Source organism: Pseudomonas sp. NPDC086581, from assembly GCF_044746165.1.
GTDB lineage: Bacteria > Pseudomonadota > Gammaproteobacteria > Pseudomonadales > Pseudomonadaceae > Pseudomonas.
This window is the reverse complement of the sequence record NZ_JBIVBR010000002.1, coordinates 404,581-426,639: the sequence shown is the minus strand read 5'-3', so window position 1 is coordinate 426,639 and position 22,059 is coordinate 404,581. Positions and strand designations below refer to the sequence as shown.

The window sequence follows — 22,059 nt, the reverse complement described above, 5'->3', positions numbered from 1 at the left end:
TCTCATCGTTGTTGTGTGTGAAAGACCGCTAGGGTCAGGTTCGCACTCTAAGCCCGGGAGGATGTGCCGGCTAGCGCCAGAAAGTCAGCTTATGTCGCTGAAGGGACAGTTTCTGCGCCTTGCACGTGCAGATCGACGGAGCACACGCTGACCATGCCGCGCATGCGCTGCGCGATTACTTCGGCGCGGTAGCGTGGCAGGGTGTTCACCCGCAGGGCTATGTCCATCCAGTCCTCCCGGCGCGAGGACTCGACCTCGGCCGGGATGTGGCCCTGGAGCGCGAACTGGTTCAGCAGACGGCAGAGGATGTCAGCATCGATCTCAGAACGGATCAGGTAGCGCACGTCGGCGGCCGCTTCGGTGGGAACCGGGCGGTCCTGTTGATCCAGGGATAATTCGACGAGATGGAGTGCGGGGAGCGTCATGACGGCTGGCCGATGCAGGGGGAGTGAGGGATATTCTGCGGCCCGTGCCGAGGATTTATTTGCCTTTTTTTGTCTATTTGTCGGAAACCTGTGCATTAATGATTCTTTGAATTTATCTGCGCAGAATCATCTATGCCCATTTCACTGGATGCTCATGACCGCAAGATCCTCGCCCTGCTGCAGGAGGAGGCCACTCTTTCCACGGCGGAGATCGCCGAACGTATCGGCCTGTCCCAGTCACCGTGCTGGCGGCGGATTCAGCGGTTGAAGGAGGAAGGGGTGATCCGCAAGCAGGTGACCCTGCTGGATCGCAAGAAGATCGGCCTGAATACCCAGATATTCGCCCAGGTGAAGCTCAACGCCCACGGGCGCAATCACCTGACGGATTTCGCACAGGCCATGGAAGCGTTTCCCGAGGTGCTGGAGTGCCATGTCCTGATGGGCGCCGTGGACTTCATGCTGCGCATCGTCACGGAAGATGTGGAGGCGTATGAGCGCTTCTTCTTCGAACGGCTGTCCCAGGTGCCGGGGGTCCAGGAGATCAACTCCATTGTGGCGCTCTCGGAGATCAAGTCCACCACCACGTTGCCGCTGCCGCGCGGCTGAAGGGCGCCGGGGAGGCCAGCGCCCGGGGCGGTCAGACGCCGCCCAGGTAGTCCATCTTGCCGACTTCCACGCCATTGTGGCGGAGGATGTCGTAGGCCGTGGTGATGTGGAAATAGAAGTTCGGGTTGACGAAGCCCAGTAGGAAGTCCGAGCCCTTGAAGCTGACTTCGCGGGTGCGCAGCTTCAGTTCGATGGTGCGGTTTTCGGCGCCTTCGAATTGCTCGGGCTTGAGGGTCTTGAGGAACTCGATGGTCTTGGCGATGCGCGTCTGCAGTTGGTCGAAGGTGGTTTCGTCATCGGCGTAGCTCGGCACATCTACGCCGGCCAGACGCGCGCCAGCGCCCTTGGCGGAGTCGGAGGCGATCTGCACCTGGCGAGCCAGGGCGAACATGTCCGGAGCGAGGCGGGCGTTGATCAGGACGGAAGGGTCGATGGACTTGGCTTGAGCGTGCTCGGCAGCCTTGGTGAGGATCACCGAGAGGTTGCCGAGCATGCGGATGAAGACGGGAACGGAAGCCTGGTAGATCGAGAGGGACATGCTGCGTACTCCAGACAGATAAAGGTGGGGCTCGTCACGCGGGACGGCTGTCGGAGTCTACTGCTGGCGTTTGCGGCTGTCGCCAGGCTTCAGCGCCTGGCCACTTTCGGCGTCGGGCAGCGGTCGGTTTCGATCGGGCCGACATAGGGGTTGCCCCAGCCCATCACGCAGCCAACCATCTGGTTTCGCTGCCGCTCCCAGGCTTCCACCGGGTACTGCTTGCTCCAGGCGGTGAACAGCTGGCGGTCCTGGTTGGACAGCCTCAGGCCGTAGCGGTCGCTCATGTAGAAGTAGGTGCGGGCGATCATGCCGCGAATCTGCGCGCGGGGCATGGCCTTGCGTGCCTTGAAGTCTACTACCATCGGGCAGGCGCCGTACTGCGAGGGCTTCTGCTGCAGCCAGCCGAAGCTGAAGTTGTTCCGATCACCGTTGACCTCTCCGATGCTCGGCACCAGGTTGTGCAGGTCGGCCTCGGCCTTCTGGTACACCCGGTCATTGCGCGAGCAGTTCTTGCGCCCGCCGCTCTGCCAGCACTGGCGCTGATGGCCGATCACCCAGGCGGGGACGATGTGTTCCCACTCGATGCGCGAAGCCCGGTTTGCATTCTTGCGGGGGGTGTAGCCGCAGCTCTTCAGGTCGACCTTGGTGCCGTTGTAGCGGCAGCCGCAATAGAACTCTACTGATTGGCGGGCGTAGAGCTTGCGTCCGACCTTCTTGGCTTCTTCGAAGGTGCGCGGGGCGGCAGCGGTGGCGATAGTGGGGATGGTGAGGATCAGCAGCAGGGTCAGGCAGCGTCCGAACATGAGGCGTTCCTTACGAAAGTCGCTGCATCTTACTGATTGAGAAAGAAATGCCAATCGTGGCAATGGAATGGCAAGGGGTGGCTTGCCCAGACGTAGGCGTTGGTTGGGCCACCGCGCCATGTGCCCGTTGGGAACGCTTCGCAACAGGTCTTCGTCATCTAATAAAAAACTTTAGGATGTCTATTTATCAGATTGTTTTTAAAGGGAAAAATATTCTATAAAAAGCTTTAAGAGTCGGCGCTATCAGCTTGATTCAGGTGAGCAATGAAGCAGTCTCGAGGGGCTTGCCGCCGAGCACCACCCTGATGAGGCTGTTTCGTACTTATGACGTGATAATAATGTTGTAACTAGCTGATCTATAAGAATTTAGATTGAGTTGATGCATGGCTCTGCAGCGAGCGGCAAGGCTTGGTAAGCTGGAGCCTTTCCATCATCGGGATATCGCCATGATCGGTCTCAGAATCCTCGGGGCCATCGCCTGTTGTGCCCTGGCGCTGCCCGTCTACGCGCAGCAGTTTTCCACGCAGCAAAGGCAGTCCCAGCAGAACTACCAGGGCCAGCCGCAATGGCAGCAGTCGCCGCCAGTGATCCAGCGCATCTACATCAGCCCGGGTGCGAGCGGAAGCGTGGAGAGCTCTTCCAGCTGGCAGCGCAATGACGGTTATGGTGGTGTTCGGGTACCTCGCAGCTACGGCGAGACACGCTCGGGCACTGTGATCATCGACCAGGGCAGCGGCGGCATCCGGCAGAGCATCGAATACCCCAACGGCTCGGTCTATCCGCGCGGTAATGGCTATTACCAGCAGCAGTAGGCCGGATCAGTCGATCAGGTCGTCGCGGGTCAGGCGGGATTTGCGCAGGCCGCCGTGGCTGTAGAACAGCCCGGTATCGCCGCGCCAGTGGAAGAGTGTGGCGAGAAACGCGGAACTGACCCGGCCCACATCCCAGCTACGGAGTTTGCGGTAGGCCCAGAGCCAGCTGTCATCGGAAGAAGGGGCGCTCATGGAATCGTCCTTGATTCGGCAAGCGGAAAAAGTGCATGGGACATTAGTGCGCCGGATGGGCCTTCGCAAGTCGCTGCTCCCGCAATTGCGACCTGCGAAAAAGCCCGCCCGCTCAGGCGGTGCTGACCGCCTTCGATTCCTCGACGTACTCCTTCAGCCAGCGCAGGACTTCCACGGCATCCCAGCGGCTGGGATCGAACATGGCGTAGGCCTGGCCCTGGTAACCCACTACATCCAGCGGCCGGTGGTAGCCGGCGCGCTGCATCAGGGCCTCGATTTCCGCAAAGCACACGTTGAAGTGGGTGCGGCTGAAGGGCGTCTTGCCCTCTGTGACCAATCCCTCCAGCAGCAGTTCCGACACGGCCTCGCTGACTTCATCGATGGCCATGTGGTTCACGGTGTATTTCAGCTGATGGATGCTCACCATCGCTTGCTCCTCAATGGGGTTCTGGCCCATGCCCTGTGATTCGAGGTGATCGACGTAGCCAATGGACTGTGGCCTTTCGTCGAGGTTTAAAAAATTTTCGCAAAATACTGTATGCATGAACAGTGTTTTCTCCTAGTATCACTCTCGCGGTCTGACAGAAACCCTGAAGTGCCCGTCGCCACTGGCCCGGCGCGCACTTATCGGAGAACAGGAGCAATGGCGATGCTGCAGAAACTGATGTTTTGCGCAGGTGTGGCGATGCTGGCGGGCTGTGCCCAGCCCCAGGCGGACGTCCCGCGTGCCAATGGTGCCTACCTCATCATTGAGGGAAAGGAAGCCTGGGCCGTGCTGGTGGCCGACGGCAAGCGCATCGAGGAGCGAGGTACGGTGCGCGACGCCATCCGTCTACCGAAGGAGCGCTCGGCGATTGCTGCCAGCTACGTGATTGACACGCCCAACTGCGGTCGCCTGCAATGGCTGACCGAAGGCGAGGGTGACTCCACCGTGCGCCTGTCCGCGCGGGGCGCAGCGGACGATCTGTCGAGCTGCCAGATCAGCGATGGGCTCAGCCGCGTCTGGACCGCGCTGGACTATTCGAGCTGAGTTACAGTCTCCGGACAATGTGATCTCCCACAAAATGTTTCGGCCGGTCCTCTCTTCACGTTTTTTTCACACCCGGGGGCAGAGGATGAAAACAGCTAAGGGATTAGCTCCCCATCGAAAAGCCCGCTTGATTGCGGGCTTTTTATTGCCTGTCGACCAAGGTTGGCTCGCCCGCCTGACGCTGCGCAGCTAAGGTGAAACTCCAAGGAAAAGGCGGAGATAGAGATGCAGCGCGTTCTTGCAGAGCGACTTTGGATTGCCCTGGGCGGTCAGGCCGAACGCCTGAGTCACCTGGCCTTTCGCAGCGAAGGCTCCCTGCCTTCGGCTTTCTTCGTCACCGAATTGGCCGCCGCCAGCATCGCCAGCGCGGGGCTCGCGCTGGGCGAGTGGCTGGAGCCGGACTCCGGTGCCGCCACGTCCCTGGTCGTGGACCGCCGGCTGGCTTCCTTCTGGTTCTCCACTTCCTTGCGCGCCCAGGGCTGGACTCCTCCCGACCTGTGGGACGCCATCGCCGGCAACTACCGCACCCGCGACGGTTGGGTACGCCTGCACACCAATGCCCCGCATCACCGCGCCGCTGCCCTTCGGGTGCTCGGTACCGAGAATGATCGTGATCGGGTCGCAGACGCCGTGGCGAATTGGGATGCGGGCGAACTGGAGCTGGCGATCGTGAAGGAAGGCGGTTGTGCGGCCGAGATGCGCTCCTGGGACGCCTGGAAACAGCACCCGCAAGGCCTCGCCGTTGCCCGCGAGCCGCTGGTATTGCGCGATCTCCAGCTGGTGTCCGCGCCTTCTCTGGATATCGAGATCGACCGCGAGCGCCCATTGGCCGGATTGCGCGTGCTGGACCTGACCCGCGTGCTCGCCGGGCCGATTGCCACACGCTTTCTTGCCGGCTTTGGCGCCGAGGTCCTGCGCATCGATCCGCCGGATTGGGATGAGCCTGGCGTGGTGCCGGAAGTCACCCTGGGCAAGCACTGCGCGCGCCTGGACCTGCGCCAACCAGCGGATCGCGAGCGCTTTCAGGTGCTGCTCGCCAGCGCTGACGTAGTGGTACACGGCTATCGGGCCGATGCCCTGGATCGCCTTGGGTTCGGTGCCGATGTACGGCGGACCATTGCGCCGGGGCTGGTGGATGTCAGTCTGAACGCTTATGGCTGGTCAGGCCCCTGGAGCGAAAGGCGTGGTTTCGACAGCCTGGTGCAGATGAGCAGCGGCATCGCCGAGGCGGGGCGTGTCTGGCGGGGCGAAGACAAGCCCGTACCCTTGCCGGTGCAGGCGCTCGATCACGCCACCGGCTACCTGATCGCGGCCGCCGCCTTGCGCGGCTTGGCCGAGCGCCGGCGCAGTGGCCGTGGCAGCCGTTGGCGGTTATCGCTGGCGCGCACGGCGCAATGCCTACTGGAGGCTGGAGTTTCGTCGGTGGGTTCGCTGGAGCTGGCGGCGGAGACAACCGCCGATCTGGCACCGGGCATCGAGACAACGCCCTGGGGCCACGCGCGGCGCCTGCGTCCGCCGCTGCAGGTCGCGGGCTCGCCGCTCTACTGGGAGTTGCCGGCCACCGAGCTGGGCTCGGCGCCGGCGGTCTGGCAGCCAGTCAGCCCCGAGTGACCTGGAACGCCTCGCCGGTGGCGAAGAAGGCGCCGCCGGTCTGGTAATGAATGGTGCGCAGCTCGTCGCTGGGGAAGTGCCAGCGGCCATTGGAGAAGGCGCGCTCATCCGCATAGGCGGCGACTACTTCGGCGATGAACAGGTCGTACTTCTCCTGGTTGTGTGGCTCGCTGATCACCTTGCACTCCAGGTAGGCGACGCAGCCATCGACGATCGGCGCCTCGACCTGCTTCCCACGGGAAGTGCGAATGTCCAGCTGCTCGAACTTGTTGCCCTCGCCACCGTTGCTCGAGCCAACCGCCAGGGTCAGCTCAGCCTGCTGGCGCGTTGGCAGCTGGATGACGAAGGCGGCCGAGCCTTCCACCAGATGGCGCGACCAGGTGTTGCGGTCGAGCACCAGCATCAGCTTGGGCGGATCGAAATCCAGCGGCATGACCCAAGCGGCGGCCATGACATTGGCGACACCTTCGTGCTCGCTGGTGACTATGGTGCTCGGGCCGTGGTTGAGCAGCAGGTAGGCCTTGTTCAGCGGCACGTCTTTCAGGTGGTTCATTCAGGTGTCCTCAAGTCCGGATCAGAGCAGCAGGCCGTCCACCGGCTTCAGCGGCTCAGGTAGGTCGGTTTCACCGAGGATTTCCAGCACGGCGATTTCCATGTTGCGGCTCATGGCGTCCAGCGGCAGGTCGTTGGGTTGGGTATCGAAAGGGTCGGCGATCTGGTCGCCCAGTGCATCCAGCCCGAAGAAGGTGTAGGCCAGCACGCACACCGCCAGCGGGGTGAACCAGCCGATACTGTCCACCAGGCAGAACGGGAGCAGGAAGCAATAGACGTGCACGATGCGGTGCAGCATCAGGATGTACGGGTAGGGGATCGGCGTGTTGCGGATGCGCTCGCAGCCGCCCAGCACGTACGACAGGCGAGTCATCTGCTGGTCGATGGCGGCCAGGGTGATGTCGCTGGCGCCGCTGGCACGGCCACGGTCGGCGAAGCGCTGGCCGAGGCTGGCGAGCAGGACGTTGGTCGGGCTGCGGCTGGTGGCCAGGGCGCTAGCTTCCTCGCCCATCAAGCGGCGCACATCGTCGCTTTGCGGGATGCCGCGCAGTTGGTCTCGAAGGGCGTAGGTGAAGGCGATCAGCTGATTACCTAACTGATGACGGCTTTCGCTGTCCAGGTCTGGCAGCAGCGTACGGGTCTGTCGCGCCAGGTTGCGGGTCACTATCAGTAGTTCGCCCCAGAGCGTGCGCGCTTCCCAGAAACGCTGGTAGGCGACGTTGTTGCGAAAGCCCAGGAAGATCGCCAGCGTCAGGCCCCAGAGGGTGAAGGGCGTGGAGGTGATGATCACCTTGTAGTGGTAGAGCGTGCCGTGGGTGGCCACCACCAGCGAGCTGAGCAGCACCGTGTAGAGCACCTTGCGCCAGATGGCCGGGATGATCGATCCCTTGAGGGAGAACAGCAGGACCCAGAGTGTCGGGCTTTGCGGGCGGAGGATCATCGGGCGGCATCCGGTGGGGCGGAGCGCGCATGATAGCCGAGATAGGTGGGTTGCTGGGGCAGGTGTAGGAGCGGACTCCGTCCGCGATAGGTTCGCATCGCGCCGGAGACCATCGCGGACGGAGTCCGCTCCTACGCAGGGTTTCAGCTCTGTTCGTAGAGTTTCACGATTGCCGAGAAGTCCAGCTGGCCGTTGCCCTGGTTGCTGAAGGTCTGGAACAGCTGCTGGGCCAGCGCGCCGAGCAGCACGGGCTGGCGCACCTGGCGCGCGGCCTCGCTGGCCAGGCCGAGGTCCTTGAGCATCAGATCGGTGCCGAAACCGCCGCTGTAGCCACGAGTTGCCGGGGCGCCGGTGAGCGGGTTGTTCACTTCCGAGCTCCAGCAGCGGCCGCTGGAAGTGTTGATGATGCCGGCCAGAACCTGCGCGTCCATCCCCAGTTTCACGCCCAGGGACATGGCTTCCGCCACGCCGATCATCGAGATGCCCAGCAGCAGGTTGTTCGCTACCTTGGCCACCTGTCCGTTGCCGGCGCCACCGCAATGCACGATGTTCTTGCCCATGGCCGCCAGCACCGTGCGGGCGCGCTCGAAATCGGCCTGCTCGCCGCCGACCATGAAGGTCAGGGTGCCCGCGGCGGCGCCAGCGGTGCCGCCGGAAACTGGCGCATCGAGCATCGGGTTGCCATGGGCGAGGGCGGCAGTGCTGACCTCGCGGGCGTTCAGCGGGTCGATGGTGGACGAGTCGATCAGCAGCACGCCGGGTTGCACGTTGGCCAGCAGGCCGTCGTCACCGAGGAAGACCTGCTTCACGTGGGCGGCGGCGGGCAGCATGGTGATGATCACCTCGACATCGTCGCGCGCCACTTCGGCGGGGGATGCCAGGGCGCGGGCGCCGAGGTCGACGGCCGCTTCCACGGCCTTGGCGGAGAGATCGAAGACGCTCAGGTCGAAGCCGGCCTTGAGCAGGTTGGCGGCCATGGGGCCGCCCATGTTGCCGAGTCCGATGAAGCCGATGCGCATGGATTGATCCTCTTCTTCTTGTTCGGGGCGCCCGGTCGGGCAGGCGCGAAAGGAGGTGCCCGCCCGCGTGGTGCCGGGCCCGGACCAGCATCCTTGCTGAAGTCCGGGGCGGCTCGGGGCGAGCGGGCGGGCAGGCTGACTTATTTGAGATTGATGGTGGTGTTCACCGCGCCGCCGACCTCGTTCTCATCGAACCAGCGTTCGGTGACGGTCTTGGTCTGGGTGTAGAACTGCACCACCTGCTTGCCGTACGGGCCCAGGTCGCCGAGCTTGGAGCCGCGCGAGCCGGTGAAGGAGAACAGCGGTACCGGCACCGGGATCGGCACGTTGATGCCCACCTGGCCGACGTCGATCTCTTCCTTGAAGTGCCGCGCGGCGGCGCCGGAGCGGGTGAACAGTGCGGTGCCGTTGCCGTTGGGGTTGGCGTTGATCAGCTCGATGGCCTCGTCGAAGGTCTTCACCGACACCACGCAGAGCACCGGGCCGAAGATCTCCTCGCGGTAGATGGTCATCTGCGGGGTGACGCCGGAGAACACGGTCGGGCCGACGAAATTGCCCTTGGCGTAACCGGCCACCTGCGGGTTGCGGCCGTCCAATTCCAGTTTGGCGCCTTCCTGGGTGCCGCGTTCGATCAGGCCGCTGACGCGATCCAGCGCTGCGCAGGAAACCAGCGGGCCGACGTCGGTGTTGGCCTCGGTGCCGCCGCTGACCTTGAGCGTTTGTGCCTTTGCCACCAGGTCGGGAATCCACTCATGGGCTTCGCCCACCAGGATCGCGACCGAAAGCGCCATGCAGCGTTGCCCGGCAGCACCGAAGGCTGCGCCGGCAATCGCGTTGAGGGTCTGCTCCTTGTTGGCGTCGGGCAGCACGATGGCGTGGTTCTTCGCGCCCATCATGCATTGCACGCGTTTGCCGGCCAGGGACGCACGGTTGTAGACGTGGGTGCCGACGCGGGTGGAGCCGACGAAGGAGACAGCCTTGATGTCCGGGTGATCGCAGATGGCGTTCACCACGTCCGGGCCACCATGGATGACGTTGAGCACACCCGGCGGCACACCGGCCTCATGGGCCAGTTCGACCAGGCGCATGGTCACCATTGGGTCCTGCTCGGAGGGCTTGAGGACGAACGTGTTGCCGGTGGCGATGGCCATCGGGAACATCCATAGCGGGATCATCGCCGGGAAGTTGAAGGGGGTGATGCCGGCGCACACGCCGATGGGCTGCAGGATGGTGAAGGTATCCACGCCGCCGGCCACGTTGTTGGCCAGCTCGCCCAGCTGCAGGTTGCCGATGGCCGAGGCGTGCTCGACCACCTCAAGACCGCGGAACACATCGCCTTCGGCATCGGGCAGGGTCTTGCCCTGTTCGGCGGTGAGGATCGCCGCCAGTTCCTTCATGTTCTCGCGGATCAGCTGCTGGTACTTGAGGAAGATGCGCGCGCGGGCGCCGATGGGGGTCTTCTTCCAGGTCTTGAACGCGGCCTTGGCGCTGGCGACGGCGCGGTCGACTTCCTCGGGCGTGGCGAAGGGCACGCGGGCGAGGACTTCCTGGGTGGCGGGGTTGATCACGTCGCGCCATTCGGAGGTGGTCGACTCGACGGGCTTGCCGTCGAGGAAGAGTTTGACGGTCGGGACGGCAGTTGCAGTCATCGGGGTTCTCCCAGCCTGAAGGCTTTCTTGTTGTCTGGAACGATCCTAGCAGTGCATTTTTGATGTGCTCAATGGGGTGATCTGCAAGTATGCTCTGCGTTTTTGCAGACATGCTCCGCGCCGAGGCAGTTATGGACTGGGACAACCTGCGGTTTTTCCTCGAGCTTTCCCGTGCTGGCAAGCTGACCGTCGCCGCGCGACGCCTGGGCGTCGACCACACTACCGTCGCCCGCCGCCTGCAGGCGCTGGAGAAGAGCATCGGCGCCCAACTGCTGGTGCGCGAGCCCGCCGGTTACCGACTGACCGAGGCCGGCCACGGCTTGTTGCCCCAGGCCGAGGCCATGGAAAGTGCCTGCAAGGTCATCGAGAAACGCCTGGCCGGCGCCGAGGACAACCTCTCCGGCAAGGTGCGCATCGGCGCCACCGAAGGTTACGGCTCGACGCTGTTGACCTCGCAACTGGTGGAGTTGAACCGCCGCCACCCGCACCTGGGAGTGGACCTGCTGGCGGTGCCGCGCGCACTGCAACTGTCGCGCCACGAGGCAGACATCGTCATCACCCTGGAGCGCCCCGGCCGCGGGCCGTACATCATTACCCGGCTGACCGATTACGTGCTGCGCCTCTACGCGTCGAAGGACTACCTCGCCGAGCGTGGGCCGATCCGCAATCGGGACGACCTGCGTGAGCACGCCCTGGTGGGTTATGTCGACGACCTGCTCTACAGCAAGGAGTTGCAGTACCTCGACGAGATCGGTCGGCCGCTGCATATGGCGCTGCGCTGCACCAGTATTCTCGCCCAGCAGCGCGCGGTGGCGGAGGGCGCCGGGCTGGCGATCCTGCCGGCGTTCGCGGCAGCCGAAGACCCGTCGCTACAGCCGGTTCTGGCGGGAGAAATCGAATTCGTGCGGACCTTCTGGATGCTGATGCCGACCGAGCTCAAGGACATCGCGCGGATGCGCACGACCTGGGATTTCCTGCGTGAGAAAGCGGAGGGAAGCCAGGATGTGCTGATGGGGCGAACCAACCTGTAGGAGCGAGCTTGCTCGCGAACAAATTCACCGGCAGCTCAGGCGTCAAGCGGGTTCGCGAGCAAGCTCGCTCCTACAAGGTAATACCAGCGCCGGAGTTTGCCCTCTCCACCGGAATGAAAAAGGGCGGCCAATCGGCCGCCGTTTCTGTCTTGCTCCAGCCCGACTTACGCCAGACCGACGTAGAGGTTCTGAACGTCGTCGTTGCCGTCAAGGGCATCGAGGAAGGCTTCGACTTCCTCCAGCTCCGCGTCGGACAGGCTCACCGGGTTCTTCGCCTTGTAGCCGAGCTTGGCCGAGGCGACGGTGAAGCCGTGCTCGGGCAGGGCGCGGCAGACGGCGTCCAGGTCGGTGGAGTCGGTGAGGAACAGGGTGTCGCCTTCTTCCTCGCCCGGCTCGAAGTCCTGGGCGCCGGCTTCGATGGCGGCCAGCTCCGGGTCGGCGTCAGCGCTGGCCGGGGTGGCCTCGACCAGACCCAGGTAATCGAAGTCCCAGGATACCGAGCCGGAAGCGCCCAGCTGGCCCTTGCGGAACAGCACGCGGATTTCCGCGATGGTGCGGTTTACGTTGTCGGTCAGGCACTCGACGATCACCGGCACGCGGTGCGGGGCGAAGCCTTCGTAGACCACGCGCTCGAAGGTGGCGGCGCCGTCCAGGAGGCCGGCGCCTTTCTTGATGGCGCGCTCCAGGGTGTCGCGCGGCATCGAGGCCTTCTTGGCCTGCTCGACGACCAGGCGCAGTTTCGGGTTCATGTCCGGGTCGGCGCCGTTGCGCGCGGCGATCATGATTTCCTTCGACAGTTTGCCGAAGATGCGGCCCTTGGCGTTGGCGGCGACTTCTTTATGTTTGGCTTTCCACTGGGCGCCCATAGTGATCTCTTGCTGGCGGTTGCTGATGGGCGGCAAGTCTAAGGCCTCGCGCGGCCGCTGGCGATATCCGCTGGATCAGCGCGGGACCGCGAACACCGCACTGGCCTGCGCCACCACCTTGTCGCCCACCGACAGCAGCGCATTGGCGAAGGCCATCTGCCGGCCGCGCCGGCTGTGCAGCAGGCGGATGCTCAGCCAGTCGCCGACCTGGGCACCGGAGACGTAGTCCAGGGTCAGGCTGGCGGTCACCAGCGGCTGCGGTGGCTGGCTGGAGAAGGCCATGGCGTAACCCATGCCGATGTCCGCCAGGATCGCGAGGATGCCGCCATGCACGCCGCCGCGGCTGTTGGTGTGGCGTTCGTCCAGCAGCAGGCCCAGCTCCAGTGAGTCACCTTCGCCGCGCACCAGAAATGGGCCAAGCAGATCGAGCAACGGGTTGCGCCGCTGCAGCGGCTGGAAGCCTTCGGGGTAGTCCAGATCGGCGAGTGCGTTCATTGCCAGTCTCCGGTGTGCTGCTGCAGTACGGCGCGAACGGTTTCGATGACCCGATGCGGGACGCGGTAATCGGGGTGGGCGCGGAACACCGCCGCGGCATCGGCCAGGCGGGTGAGGGCGAGCAGCTCGCTCTCGGCCTCGCGGGTGTCGCTAGCGCCAGGCGGCAGCGCGAGGGCCTGGCGCTCGCAGGAACAGGCGGCGTGCGCGTTGACCAGCCCGCAGTGCTGCTGCATGAACTCATCCAGCCGCTGGCGTGCCCGTGACAGGCGCTTGCGGTAGGCCGCCGGCTCGATCTCCAACACTGCGGCTGCCGTCTCCGAATCCAGTCCGAAGGCGATGTTGAGCACGTAGGCCAGACGCTGCTCGCGCTCCAGGCACATCAGCATGCCTTGGGTGCAGGCCAGGGCGATGCGCTCGGCGGCCAGCTTGTCGGCCGGTTCCAGTGGGCGTTCATTGGCTTCTGCCAGGCGCAGGCCGAGGTCGAGTTTGTCCGCCAGGGCTTCCAGCGACACGGTAGGTGTCTCGCGGACCTTGGTGCGCGCAGTCAGCAATGCGTTGCTGGCGATGCGGAAGGTCCAGGTGGAGAACTGGCTATCGCCGCGGAAGCTGGCGAGGTGCGTGGTGATGCGCAGGAGGATTTCCTGGCTGGCGTCCTGGGCGTCTTCCCGGCGGCCGAGCATGCGCAGGGCGAGGTTGTAGACCGGTGCTTGCAGGGCCAGCAGCAACGCGTCGAGGGCGGCGGGGTCGCCTTGCTGGGCGCGTTGCAGTTGCTGCAGGTCGATGGCGGGAAATTTCACGGCGTGCTCCTGACGTGCCGGACGAAATGTCGGCTGTTCTTCCTTGGACTCGGCCCCGCTGAATTTTGTGACCGTCAGACCCTCCAGGCCGCAAAAACATGCCTGGAAATTCTGGTAGGCGCGAGCTCGCTCGCGAACGGACTTGCAGGCAGCCAGGGCGCCTGGGCGGTTCGCGAGCAAGGACTGGGCGTCCCCCTCGGTCCTACAGAAGGGCGGTGGACTTCAACCCTGGGCGGATAAGAAGGTGTAAAGCCGCTCATCCAGCGAGTGCGCAACGTTGAAGCGCATCCACGGCACGCTGCGACCGTCGGGCATGAATAGTTGGCCGGGGAACAGCAGGATCTTCGCCTCCTTGGCGCGGCCGGCGAGCAGGGTAGCATCGTCCACCGCGCGGTGCCGGGCCCAGAGGAACAAGCCGGCGCGGGGTTCGTGGAAGATTTCCAGGCCGGCAGCTTCCAGGCGCCGCGCCACGCTGTCGTGGGCTTCGCCGAGCTGGTCGCGCAACTGGCGCACGTGCTTGCGGTGGCGGCCCTGCAGGAGGATGTCCAGGGCCAGGGTTTCGGTCAGTTCCGAGCTAGTCAGGCCGCTGACCATCTTCAGCGGCACCAGTTCCTCGATCAGCTCGGGATGCGCGGCGATGAAGCCGGTGCGCAGCGCCGGGGCGATGACCTTGGACAGGCTGCTGATATAGATCACCCGCGCCAGCTGGTCGAGGTTGGCCAGCAACAGTTGGCCGGCGGGGTCGAGGTCGGCATAGATGTCGTTCTCGACGATGAGAAAATCGTACTTCTCGGCCAGTTGCAGCAAGCGGTGCGCAGCGGCCAGTGACAGGCTGCCACCGGTGGGACTCTGCAGGCGCGCCTGGGTGAAGTAGACCTTGGGGCGGTGCTCGCGGGCCAGTTGCTCAAGTCGATCGAGATCCAGCCCGTCGGCGCTCCGAGGCACGCCCATCAGCTGCGCGCCCTGCAGGCGCAGGTTGAGGAATAGGTTGTGGTAGCCGGGCTCGTCGACCAGCACCGGATCGCCACGCTGCACCAGGTAGCGCACGGTCAGGTCCAGCGCCTGGCTGGCGCAGGCGGTCAGCAGGATCTGCTCGGGGCTGGCGGCCACGCCCGCATCGCCCAGGCGGTCGGCCAGCTTGCCGCGCAGCTTGGGGTTGCCCTTGCTGTGACCGTAGTTGCCGAACTGCGTCGGCTCTTCCCGCGCCAGGCTGCGCAGCCCCCGCAGCAGGCCTTCGCCATCGAGCCAGTGCTCGGGCAGCAGGCCGACGCCGGGGCGCAGCTCCATGCCCAGCGGCTGGAAGACCTTGTGCAGCAGCAGGTGTGCATCGAAGTCGAATTCGGTGGGTGCTTCATCGTCGGTGCTGTCGTCGACCGCCGGACCGCGGACGTAGAAGCCGGCGTTGGGCACGGCGTTCAGGCAGCCACGCGCCACCAGCCGGTCGTAGGCCTCGACCACGGTGAAGTGGCTGACGCCATTGGCCTGGGCGAACTTGCGGATCGAGGGCAGCTTGGCGCCGGGACGCAGGCGCTGCTCGTCGATGGCCTGGGCGATGCCTTCGACGATCTGGGTGACCAGGGGAATGTCCGAGGTGGGGTCGAGCAACAGCATCCGGAGGTCCGATTCTTGGGTGGGTGGGCGATGGGCAATCTGTACAGGTCCGCGGACCATAACAGCACTGCAATTTCTGCGTTGTCCCTGTGCATGGTGCGGGCGGGGCGTGGCCAGCACACTCGGTCACGTGAAGCGGCAAACCGCCGCAGCGCCTGAATAAGAACCCCCCAACAAGAACAGGGACAGCCCGTCATGCGTGACACAGCTTACAACATCGATCCGTCGAGCATTTCCGCCGAAGAGTGGCAGGCGCGCTGCGACCTCGCCGCGCTGTACCGGCTGATCGCGCACTTCCGCTGGACCGACCACATCGACACCCATATCTCCGCGCGGGTGCCGGGCGAGCCGGGCCACTACCTGATCAACCGCTATGGCGTAATGTTCCATGAAATGCGCGCCTCCGACCTGGTGAAGGTCAACCATGCGGGCGACGTCATCGACCCGCGCTTCGGCCCGAAAAGCGTCAACCGCGCCGGCTTCAATATCCACTCCGCAGTGCACGCCGCCCGCGAGGACGTGGCCTGCGTGATCCACACCCACACCGCCGCCGGCATCGCGGTATCCGCCCAGGAAGACGGCCTGCTGCCGATCAGCCAGCACGCGCTGAAGTTCTACAACCGCCTGGGCTACCACGACTACGAGGGCATCGCCCTCGACCCGGACGAGCGCTCGCGGCTGGTCAACGACCTGGGCGGCCACATGGTGATGATCCTGCGCAACCACGGCCTGCTGGCTACCGGGCGCTGCATTGCCGAGGCCTTCAATCAGATCTACTTCCTCGAACGCGCCTGCCAGGCGCAGGTCCAGGCCCTGGCCGGTGGCCGCCAGCTGCGTTACCCCCCGCACGCCGTGTGCGAACGCGTTGCCGTGCAGGAAGAGGAGGCGCTGGTCGACGGCCTGCACCTGCTGGCCTGGGAATCGGCCCTGCGCCTGATCGAGGACGGTGAGGCCGCCTACCGCAGTTGATGGCAATAGGCGTGCCTGACCCTGTTACCGTGCCCCGGTCCGCAGAGACCGGGCGCCTGCGTGCTTGAACCATCTGCCAACAACAAAGCCAAGAGGTGGAAATGAAAAAACCGATTCTGGGAGCCCTGTTCATGGGCGTGGCGTCCGGCGCCATGGCTGCTGACCTGACCGTGATCTCCTTCGGTGGCATCAGCAAGGACGTACAGACCGAAGCCTTCTACAAACCCTTTGAAAAGAAGGAAGGCATGAAGGTGATCGCCGGCGAGTACAACGGCGAAATGGGCAAGATCAAGGCCATGGTCGATACCGGCGGCGTCAACTGGGACGTCGTCCAGGTGGAAGGCCCGGAGCTGCTGCGCGGCTGCGAGGAGGGCCTGTTCGAACAGCTCGACCCGGCGATCCTCGGCAAGGCCGAAGATTATGTGCCCGGCACCCTCTCCGACTGCGGCGCCGGCCTGCTGGTCTGGTCGATGGCCATGGTCTATGACGGTAAACGCCTCGCCAACGGCCCGACCGGCTGGACGGATTTCTGGGACACGAAGAAATTCCCCGGCAAGCGTTCCCTGCGCAAGGGCGCCAAGTACACGCTGGAAATCGCCCTGCTGGCCGACGGTGTGAAGAAGGAAGACCTGTACAAGGTGCTGTCCACCAAGGAAGGCGTGGACCGCGCCTTCAGGAAGCTCGATGAGATCAAACCGTCGATCCAGTGGTGGGAGTCCGGCGCGCAGCCGATGCAGTTCCTCGCCAGCGGTGACGTGGTCATGAGCACTGCCTACAACGGCCGCGCCTTCGCTGCGCAGGAAGAGGGCGTGCCGATGAAGGTGGTGTGGAATGGCAGCCTGTACGCCATTGACTCCTGGGCGATCCCCAAGGGCAGCCCGAACAAGAAGGCCGCCGAGGATTTCATCGCTTTCTCGCTGTCGCCCGAGCAGCAGAAGATCCACACGGTGAAGCTGGGCTATGGCTCGGTGAACCTGGGGACGAACAAGCTGATCGACCCGAAGCTGATCGAGCGCTTGAACACGGCGCCGGCGAACCTGGAACAAGCCGTGCCCGTGAATTTCGAGTTCTGGGTGGACCACGGCGAAGACCTGGAACAGCGCTTCAACGCCTGGGCGGCGAAGGGCTGATCGACGCTTCAGAGCGGGTGGCGACACCCGCTTGATCCAATCGCCGACTCGGCTCGTCCCTGCCAGGAATCGTGTTCCCGGCAGGGACGGGCCCTGTCTGCGTCAGGCATCCGACAGGGTAAAACCTCGGCGAGGAAGACTCCGGCGCGTATCGCAACAGTCGATACGGTAAGCTGCGCACCTTTGCCAGCGTTCCATCCGGAGAACGATCCATGGAAGACCTCAACACCCTCTATTACTTCACCCAGGTGGTGGAGCAGGGTGGCTTCGCCGCTGCCGGCCGCGCGCTGGACATCCCCAAGTCCAAGCTCAGCCGGCGCATCGCCCAGCTGGAGGAACGCCTCGGCGTTCGCCTGCTGCACCGCACCAGCCGGCACTGCTCGCTGACCGAGATCGGCCAGGAGTACTACCAGCGCTGCGTGGCCATGCGCGTCGAGGCGGAAGGGGCGTCCGAGGTCATCGAGCGCAACCGCGCCGAGCCGCGCGGACTGGTGCGGCTGGCCTGCCCGACGACGCTGCTCAACTCCTGGGTCGGGCCGATGCTCACCCGCTACATGCTCAAGTACCCGCTGGTCGAGCTGTTCATCGAGAGCACCAACCGCCGCGTCGACCTGCTTCACGAGGGTTTCGACATTGCTCTGCGGGTGCGCTTCCCGCCGCTGGAGAACACCGACATGGTGATGAAGGTGCTGGGCAACAGCACCCAGTGCCTGGTGGGGCGTCCGGACTTCCTCGAACGCATGAGCGGCGACAGCTCGCCCCTGGGCTTCGGCCAGTTGCCCAGCCTGCACTGGGGCAGCATGCAGCGCGAGTACCAGTGGGAGCTGTTCAACGAGGAGGGCGAGCGCCTGCTGATCTCGCACAAGCCGCGCATGGTCACCGACGACCTGCTGGCCCTGCGCAATGCCGTGATCGCTGGCGTTGGCATCGCCCACGTACCGCGCGTGGCGGTGCGCGAGGACCTGGCCGCCGGCCGGCTGGTCGAGCTGCTGCCGGGCTGGTCGCCCAAGTGCGGCATCGTCCACGCGATCTTCCCTTCGCGCCGTGGCCTGCTGCCCTCGGTGCGCACGCTGATCGACTTCCTCGCCGAGGAATTCAGCAACAGCGACATGGCCTGAGGCTCTGTGCCGGCTGGCAGCGTTGCGTTTCGCGCACCGCTGTTTTGCCGGCTCGACCGATTCTGCGCGGGGGGGCTGCCGGCATAGGCTGGCACCACTGTTTTTCCCACAAGGAATGGTCATGAACCCCGCTTCGAATTCCCTTCCGGCCGATCACGCGCAGCCGACCCTGTCCTCGGCAATGGTGGTGCTGCTCGCATTCTGCTGCGGCGCTGTCGTCGCCAATCTGTATTACGCGCAACCCATCGTCGAGCTGATTGCCCCGGCGATTGGTCTCTCCACCGAAAAAGCCAGCCTGATCGTCTCGCTGACCCAGTTCGGCTACGCCATTGGCCTGCTGTTCCTGGTGCCGCTGGCGGACCTGCTGGAAAACCGCAAGCTGGTGATCGGCTTCACCCTGGCCGTGGCGCTGTGCCTGGCCGGCGCGGGGCTGGCGAATTCGCCGTCGGTGCTGTTGGCCTGCGCACTGCTGATCGGCCTGACCTCGGTGGCGGTGCAGATCCTCGTGCCGCTGGCCGCCCACCTGGCGCCGGAAGAGGCCCGTGGCCGTGTGGTGGGCAATATCATGGGCGGCCTGTTGCTGGGCATCCTGCTGTCGCGGCCGGTGTCCAGCCTGGTGGCGGAAGTGTTCGGCTGGCGCGGGGTATTTCTTGCAGCTTCCGTGCTGATGCTGGTGATCGCGCTGGTGATGGCGGTGGCGCTGCCGCGCCGCGTACCGGCCCACAGCGCGACCTACCCGCAGTTGATCGGCTCGGTGTTCGCCCTGGCGCGGCGCTACGCGGTGCTGCGCGAACGCGCGCTGTATCAGGGCCTGCTGTTCGCCGCGTTCAGCGCCTTCTGGACCATCGCCCCCATCGAGCTGATCCGCCACCACGGCTTCAGTCAGACCCAGGTCGCGCTGTTCGCCCTGGTCGGTGCAGTCGGCGCCGTCGCTGCGCCTATTGCCGGTCGGCTGGCCGATGCCGGGCACACCTTCAAGGGCACCCTGGTGGCGCTGCTGCTGGCGCCGTTCGCCCTGTTGCTCGGTGCGCTGCCCGGTGCCGGGTTCTTCTGGCTGGTGGTGTGTGCGGTGCTGCTGGATTTCGCCGTGCAGCTGAACATGGTGCTCGGCCAGCGAGAGGTGTACGCCCTCGACCCGCACAGCCGTGCGCGCCTGAACGCGGTGTACATGACCAGCATCTTCGTCGGCGGTGCGCTCGGTTCGCTGGTCGCCAGCCCGCTCTACGAAGCCATCAGTTGGACGCCGTTCGCCATCGGCGCGGCGGTGATCCCGGCCATCGCCACCTTGCTCTTCCTGCTGCGCGGCGACAGCCACGCCTGAGAGCACAGGCGTGCAAGGCGGGCGTGGGGGTGATTGGGTACACTCCGGGATTTCCCGTTCCCGGAGTCTCGCCATGGACAAACTGCAGGCCCTGTCGATGTTCGTCGAGACCGTCCGCTGCGGCGGCTATTCGGCGGCGGCCCGCAAGCTCGGCGTGGCGACGTCCTCGGTGACCCGCCAGGTGGCGGCGCTGGAGGCGGAACTGGGCGCCACGCTGCTCAACCGCACCACCCGCCACAGCAGCCCGACGCTGGCCGGGCAGGCTTACTACGACAAGGCCGTGGAAATCCTCGAAGCACTGGTGCAGGCCGACGGTCTGGTCAGCGACCGGGGCCAGGAAGCGAAAGGGCGTCTGCGGGTCAGCGTGCCGGTGGAGTTCGGCCGCCGGGTCATCGCCCCGCACCTGGGGCGCCTGCTGGCGCAGTACCCGGAGCTGGAGGTTTGTCTCTCCCTGAGCGACCAGATTACCGACCTGCCGAAACAGCAGATCGACCTCTCCGTGCGCCTGGGTTCGAGCCTCACCAGCGACGACATCATCAGCCGTCCCATCGGCCAGTTCCAACGCTGGCTGGTGGCGAGTCCCGACTACCTGCAGCGCGCCGGCAAACCGGCTCATCCGCTGGAACTGATGGAGCACCAGTGCCTGCGCTTCGACTACGGCGGCGCGCACCTGACCTGGACCTGCAGCGACGGCCAGGACACCTGGCCGCTCAACGTGCAGGGCCGCTTGCAGAGCAACAACGCCGACGTGCTGCGCGAGACCGCGCTGGCCGGCGGCGGTATTGCGCTGCTGTCGGACTGGTTGGTGGCCGAGGACGTCCGCGCCGGGCGGCTGGTGCGCCTGCTCCCTGAGTACGACTCATACCCCGGGAACACATCCGGTGTCATCAACGTGCTCTATCCGCCGAGTCTGCGCGAATCCAGCCGCATCCGCGTGTTCGTCGCCTTCCTCGAGGAGTTGATGGCGGCTCAGTGACTGTCCGCGCTGGGCTGCGGGGGCGGGGCTATCTTGCGCATCAGTGGCACCAGCAGCAGCGTCACCGCGAAGCACGCGCCGACCAGCAGGAAGGCGTCGGCGAAGGTCAGTGTCTGCGCCTCGCGCCAGGTCAGGTCCCACAGGTGTTTGAGCGCCTGCTGCGAGGGTTCGCCATTCAACTCCATGGACGGCGCGAGCCAGTGGTTGAGCGCTTCGTTGCCGCTGTTCAGGTGCTCGGCCAGGCGCAGGAAGTGCAGGTTGGCGCGGTCGTTGAGCACCGTGGCGCAGGCGGCGATGCCGATGGCGCCGCCCAGGTTGCGCATCAGGTTGAACAGCCCGGAGGCGAGTTTCAGGCGTTCCGGCGGCAGCGAGCCCAGTGCCAGCGTCACGGTGGGCGCTACGCAGAACTGCTGCGCCATGCCGCGCAGGGCCTGCGGGAACATCAGCTGGGCCGCGCCCCAGTCGTGGGTCAGCGGGGCGAATTCATACATCGACAGGGTGAACATCACCATGCCCAGCAACAGTATCCAGCGCAGGTCGACGCGCCGGGCGAGGGCGGCGTAGAGCGGGATGCTCATGATCTGGAAGATGCCCGTGGAGAAGATCGCCAGGCCGATGTCCAGGGCGCCGTAGCCGCGCACCCGGCCGAGGAACAGCGGGGTCAGGTAGATGGTGGCGAAGATGCCGATGCCGGTGACGAAGCTGAACAGGCAGCCGAGGGCGAAGTTGCGTTCCTTCAGGGCGCGCAGGTCAACGATGGGGTGCGCGGCGGTCAGGCTGCGGTAGATGAAGGCGATGCCGCATAGTGCGGAAATCCACGCGGTGGCGACTATTGTGTCGTCGCTGAACCAGTTCCAGCGCGGGCCTTCCTCCAGGGTGTATTCCAGGCAGCCGAGGAACAGCGCCATCAGCACGATGGCGGGATAGTCGGCGCCCTTGAGCAGCGACAGGTCGGGCTTGTCGATGCGCACCATGATCGGCACCACGATGGCGACGAACAGCCCCGGCACCAGGTTGATGTAGAACAGCCAGGGCCAGGAGGAGATGTCGGTGATCCAGCCGCCGACCACCGGCCCGAGGGTCGGCGCGAGGGAAGCGATGGCGCCGATGGTGGCCGCGACTATCACCCGCTGCTTGCCGTCGAAATAGAGGAAGCCGGTGGTGAACACCATGGGGATCATCGAGCCACCGAGGAAGCCCTGCAACGCACGGAAGGCGATCATGCTCTGGATGTTCCAGGCCATGGCGCAGAGCAGGCTGGTGAGAGTGAAGCCCAGCGCCGAGGCTGCGAACAACCAGCGCGTGGAGAGCACCTTGGACAGCCAGCCGGAGAGCGGGATGACGATGATCTCGGCGATCAGGTAGCTGGTCTGCACCCAGGCCAGCTCATCGGCGCCGGCCGATAGCCCGCCGCCGATGTCGCGCAGCGAGGCGGAGACGATCTGGATGTCCAGCAGGGCGATGAACATGCCCAGGCACATGCAGGCGAAGGAGATGACCTTGCGGCCGGTGGACAGGCTTTCCACCGGCACCACTTCGCTGTTCCAGTGCCTCTGAATCCAGCGCGT

The 22,059-nt window shown here is 65.1% G+C and carries 24 protein-coding genes; 10 read left to right on the top strand and 14 right to left on the bottom strand.

Features of this window, described 5'->3' with window-relative positions; translation table 11 throughout:
- Positions 1 to 89 precede the first annotated feature (89 nt).
- On the bottom strand, positions 90 to 425 hold the full coding sequence (locus ACIPK7_RS06085; protein WP_401086365.1) for a hypothetical protein: 336 nt from the start codon (positions 423 to 425) through the stop codon (positions 90 to 92).
- A 132-nt stretch (positions 426 to 557) separates the two neighbouring features.
- On the opposite strand from ACIPK7_RS06085, the gene ACIPK7_RS06080 reads away from it, so the two are divergent.
- Positions 558 to 1,031 (top strand): Lrp/AsnC family transcriptional regulator, encoded by a 474-nt coding sequence (locus tag ACIPK7_RS06080; protein ID WP_138215542.1) that lies wholly within the window; start codon positions 558 to 560, stop codon positions 1,029 to 1,031.
- A gap of 31 nt (positions 1,032 to 1,062) precedes the next feature.
- Here the strand turns inward: ACIPK7_RS06080 and ACIPK7_RS06075 are convergent, their stop codons facing one another.
- The gene (locus tag ACIPK7_RS06075) at positions 1,063 to 1,569 is read right to left on the bottom strand and encodes a DUF1993 family protein (protein WP_401086361.1); all 507 of its coding nucleotides are present in this window, start codon (positions 1,567 to 1,569) and stop codon (positions 1,063 to 1,065) included.
- A gap of 89 nt (positions 1,570 to 1,658) precedes the next feature.
- Positions 1,659 to 2,372 (bottom strand): endonuclease, encoded by a 714-nt coding sequence (locus ACIPK7_RS06070; RefSeq protein ID WP_192431181.1) that lies wholly within the window; start codon positions 2,370 to 2,372, stop codon positions 1,659 to 1,661.
- Between the two features lie 446 nt (positions 2,373 to 2,818).
- On the opposite strand from ACIPK7_RS06070, the gene ACIPK7_RS06065 reads away from it, so the two are divergent.
- Positions 2,819 to 3,184 carry a hypothetical protein gene (locus ACIPK7_RS06065; protein ID WP_401086358.1) on the top strand — a complete coding sequence of 122 codons (366 nt, stop codon included), beginning with the start codon at positions 2,819 to 2,821 and terminating at the stop codon, positions 3,182 to 3,184.
- 6 nt (positions 3,185 to 3,190) lie between these two features.
- On the opposite strand, the gene ACIPK7_RS06060 is transcribed toward ACIPK7_RS06065, so the two are convergent.
- Positions 3,191 to 3,376, bottom strand: a complete 186-nt coding sequence (locus ACIPK7_RS06060; protein WP_192431183.1) for a hypothetical protein — start codon at positions 3,374 to 3,376, stop codon at positions 3,191 to 3,193.
- Between the two features lie 112 nt (positions 3,377 to 3,488).
- Positions 3,489 to 3,803, bottom strand: coding sequence for a transcriptional regulator (locus ACIPK7_RS06055; RefSeq protein WP_081520448.1), 315 nt, complete (start codon positions 3,801 to 3,803; stop codon positions 3,489 to 3,491).
- A gap of 222 nt (positions 3,804 to 4,025) precedes the next feature.
- On the opposite strand from ACIPK7_RS06055, the gene ACIPK7_RS06050 reads away from it, so the two are divergent.
- Positions 4,026 to 4,406, top strand: coding sequence for a hypothetical protein (locus tag ACIPK7_RS06050; RefSeq protein ID WP_401086355.1), 381 nt, complete (start codon positions 4,026 to 4,028; stop codon positions 4,404 to 4,406).
- 225 nt (positions 4,407 to 4,631) lie between these two features.
- On the top strand, positions 4,632 to 6,017 hold the full coding sequence (locus ACIPK7_RS06045) for a CoA transferase (RefSeq protein WP_401086353.1): 1,386 nt from the start codon (positions 4,632 to 4,634) through the stop codon (positions 6,015 to 6,017).
- Here the strand turns inward: ACIPK7_RS06045 and ACIPK7_RS06040 are convergent.
- The 4 genes from ACIPK7_RS06040 to ACIPK7_RS06025 form a co-directional block, all read right to left on the bottom strand.
- Positions 6,004 to 6,570, bottom strand: a complete 567-nt coding sequence (locus ACIPK7_RS06040; RefSeq protein WP_401086350.1) for a flavin reductase family protein — start codon at positions 6,568 to 6,570, stop codon at positions 6,004 to 6,006. The two genes, ACIPK7_RS06045 and ACIPK7_RS06040, sit on opposite strands and share 14 nt — an antisense overlap.
- A 21-nt stretch (positions 6,571 to 6,591) precedes the next feature.
- Positions 6,592 to 7,509 (bottom strand): bestrophin family protein, encoded by a 918-nt coding sequence (locus tag ACIPK7_RS06035; RefSeq protein WP_401086347.1) that lies wholly within the window; start codon positions 7,507 to 7,509, stop codon positions 6,592 to 6,594.
- A 143-nt stretch (positions 7,510 to 7,652) separates the two neighbouring features.
- On the bottom strand, positions 7,653 to 8,528 hold the full coding sequence (gene mmsB / locus ACIPK7_RS06030) for a 3-hydroxyisobutyrate dehydrogenase (protein ID WP_192431189.1): 876 nt from the start codon (positions 8,526 to 8,528) through the stop codon (positions 7,653 to 7,655).
- A gap of 140 nt (positions 8,529 to 8,668) precedes the next feature.
- Positions 8,669 to 10,177 (bottom strand): CoA-acylating methylmalonate-semialdehyde dehydrogenase, encoded by a 1,509-nt coding sequence (locus ACIPK7_RS06025; RefSeq protein WP_192431190.1) that lies wholly within the window; start codon positions 10,175 to 10,177, stop codon positions 8,669 to 8,671.
- 131 nt (positions 10,178 to 10,308) lie between these two features.
- Between ACIPK7_RS06025 and ACIPK7_RS06020 the strand changes: the two genes are divergently transcribed.
- Complete coding sequence (locus tag ACIPK7_RS06020; protein ID WP_192431191.1) at positions 10,309 to 11,208, top strand: LysR family transcriptional regulator; 900 nt, start codon at positions 10,309 to 10,311, stop codon at positions 11,206 to 11,208.
- 164 nt (positions 11,209 to 11,372) lie between these two features.
- Here the strand turns inward: ACIPK7_RS06020 and ACIPK7_RS06015 are convergent, their stop codons facing one another.
- From ACIPK7_RS06015 to ACIPK7_RS06000, 4 genes are all read right to left on the bottom strand, one after another.
- On the bottom strand, positions 11,373 to 12,074 hold the full coding sequence (locus tag ACIPK7_RS06015; RefSeq protein WP_081520439.1) for a YebC/PmpR family DNA-binding transcriptional regulator: 702 nt from the start codon (positions 12,072 to 12,074) through the stop codon (positions 11,373 to 11,375).
- A 75-nt stretch (positions 12,075 to 12,149) separates the two neighbouring features.
- Complete coding sequence (locus ACIPK7_RS06010; protein ID WP_401086342.1) at positions 12,150 to 12,569, bottom strand: PaaI family thioesterase; 420 nt, start codon at positions 12,567 to 12,569, stop codon at positions 12,150 to 12,152.
- Positions 12,566 to 13,366 (bottom strand): RNA polymerase sigma factor, encoded by an 801-nt coding sequence (locus tag ACIPK7_RS06005; protein WP_401086339.1) that lies wholly within the window; start codon positions 13,364 to 13,366, stop codon positions 12,566 to 12,568. Before ACIPK7_RS06005 ends, ACIPK7_RS06010 begins: the two co-directional genes overlap by 4 nt.
- Before the next feature lie 222 nt (positions 13,367 to 13,588).
- Positions 13,589 to 14,977, bottom strand: coding sequence for a PLP-dependent aminotransferase family protein (locus ACIPK7_RS06000; RefSeq protein ID WP_401086337.1), 1,389 nt, complete (start codon positions 14,975 to 14,977; stop codon positions 13,589 to 13,591).
- A gap of 195 nt (positions 14,978 to 15,172) precedes the next feature.
- Between ACIPK7_RS06000 and ACIPK7_RS05995 the strand changes: the two genes are divergently transcribed.
- From ACIPK7_RS05995 to ACIPK7_RS05975, 5 genes are all read left to right on the top strand, one after another.
- A complete protein-coding gene (locus ACIPK7_RS05995; RefSeq protein ID WP_401086334.1) occupies positions 15,173 to 15,946 on the top strand; it encodes a class II aldolase/adducin family protein in 774 nt (257 codons plus the stop codon).
- Positions 15,947 to 16,047: 101 nt separating this feature from the next.
- Positions 16,048 to 17,076: an ABC transporter substrate-binding protein gene (locus ACIPK7_RS05990; protein WP_401086331.1), complete on the top strand. Its 1,029-nt coding sequence runs from the start codon at positions 16,048 to 16,050 to the stop codon at positions 17,074 to 17,076.
- Positions 17,077 to 17,288: 212 nt separating this feature from the next.
- On the top strand, positions 17,289 to 18,194 hold the full coding sequence (locus tag ACIPK7_RS05985; protein ID WP_192431198.1) for a LysR substrate-binding domain-containing protein: 906 nt from the start codon (positions 17,289 to 17,291) through the stop codon (positions 18,192 to 18,194).
- 121 nt (positions 18,195 to 18,315) lie between these two features.
- Positions 18,316 to 19,515 carry an MFS transporter gene (locus ACIPK7_RS05980; RefSeq protein WP_401086328.1) on the top strand — a complete coding sequence of 400 codons (1,200 nt, stop codon included), beginning with the start codon at positions 18,316 to 18,318 and terminating at the stop codon, positions 19,513 to 19,515.
- A 73-nt stretch (positions 19,516 to 19,588) separates the two neighbouring features.
- Positions 19,589 to 20,491 (top strand): LysR family transcriptional regulator, encoded by a 903-nt coding sequence (locus ACIPK7_RS05975; RefSeq protein ID WP_401086325.1) that lies wholly within the window; start codon positions 19,589 to 19,591, stop codon positions 20,489 to 20,491.
- On the opposite strand, the gene ACIPK7_RS05970 is transcribed toward ACIPK7_RS05975, so the two are convergent.
- Positions 20,485 to 21,972: a DHA2 family efflux MFS transporter permease subunit gene (locus ACIPK7_RS05970; RefSeq protein WP_401086895.1), complete on the bottom strand. Its 1,488-nt coding sequence runs from the start codon at positions 21,970 to 21,972 to the stop codon at positions 20,485 to 20,487. The two genes, ACIPK7_RS05975 and ACIPK7_RS05970, sit on opposite strands and share 7 nt — an antisense overlap.
- Positions 21,973 to 22,059: the final 87 nt, after the last annotated feature.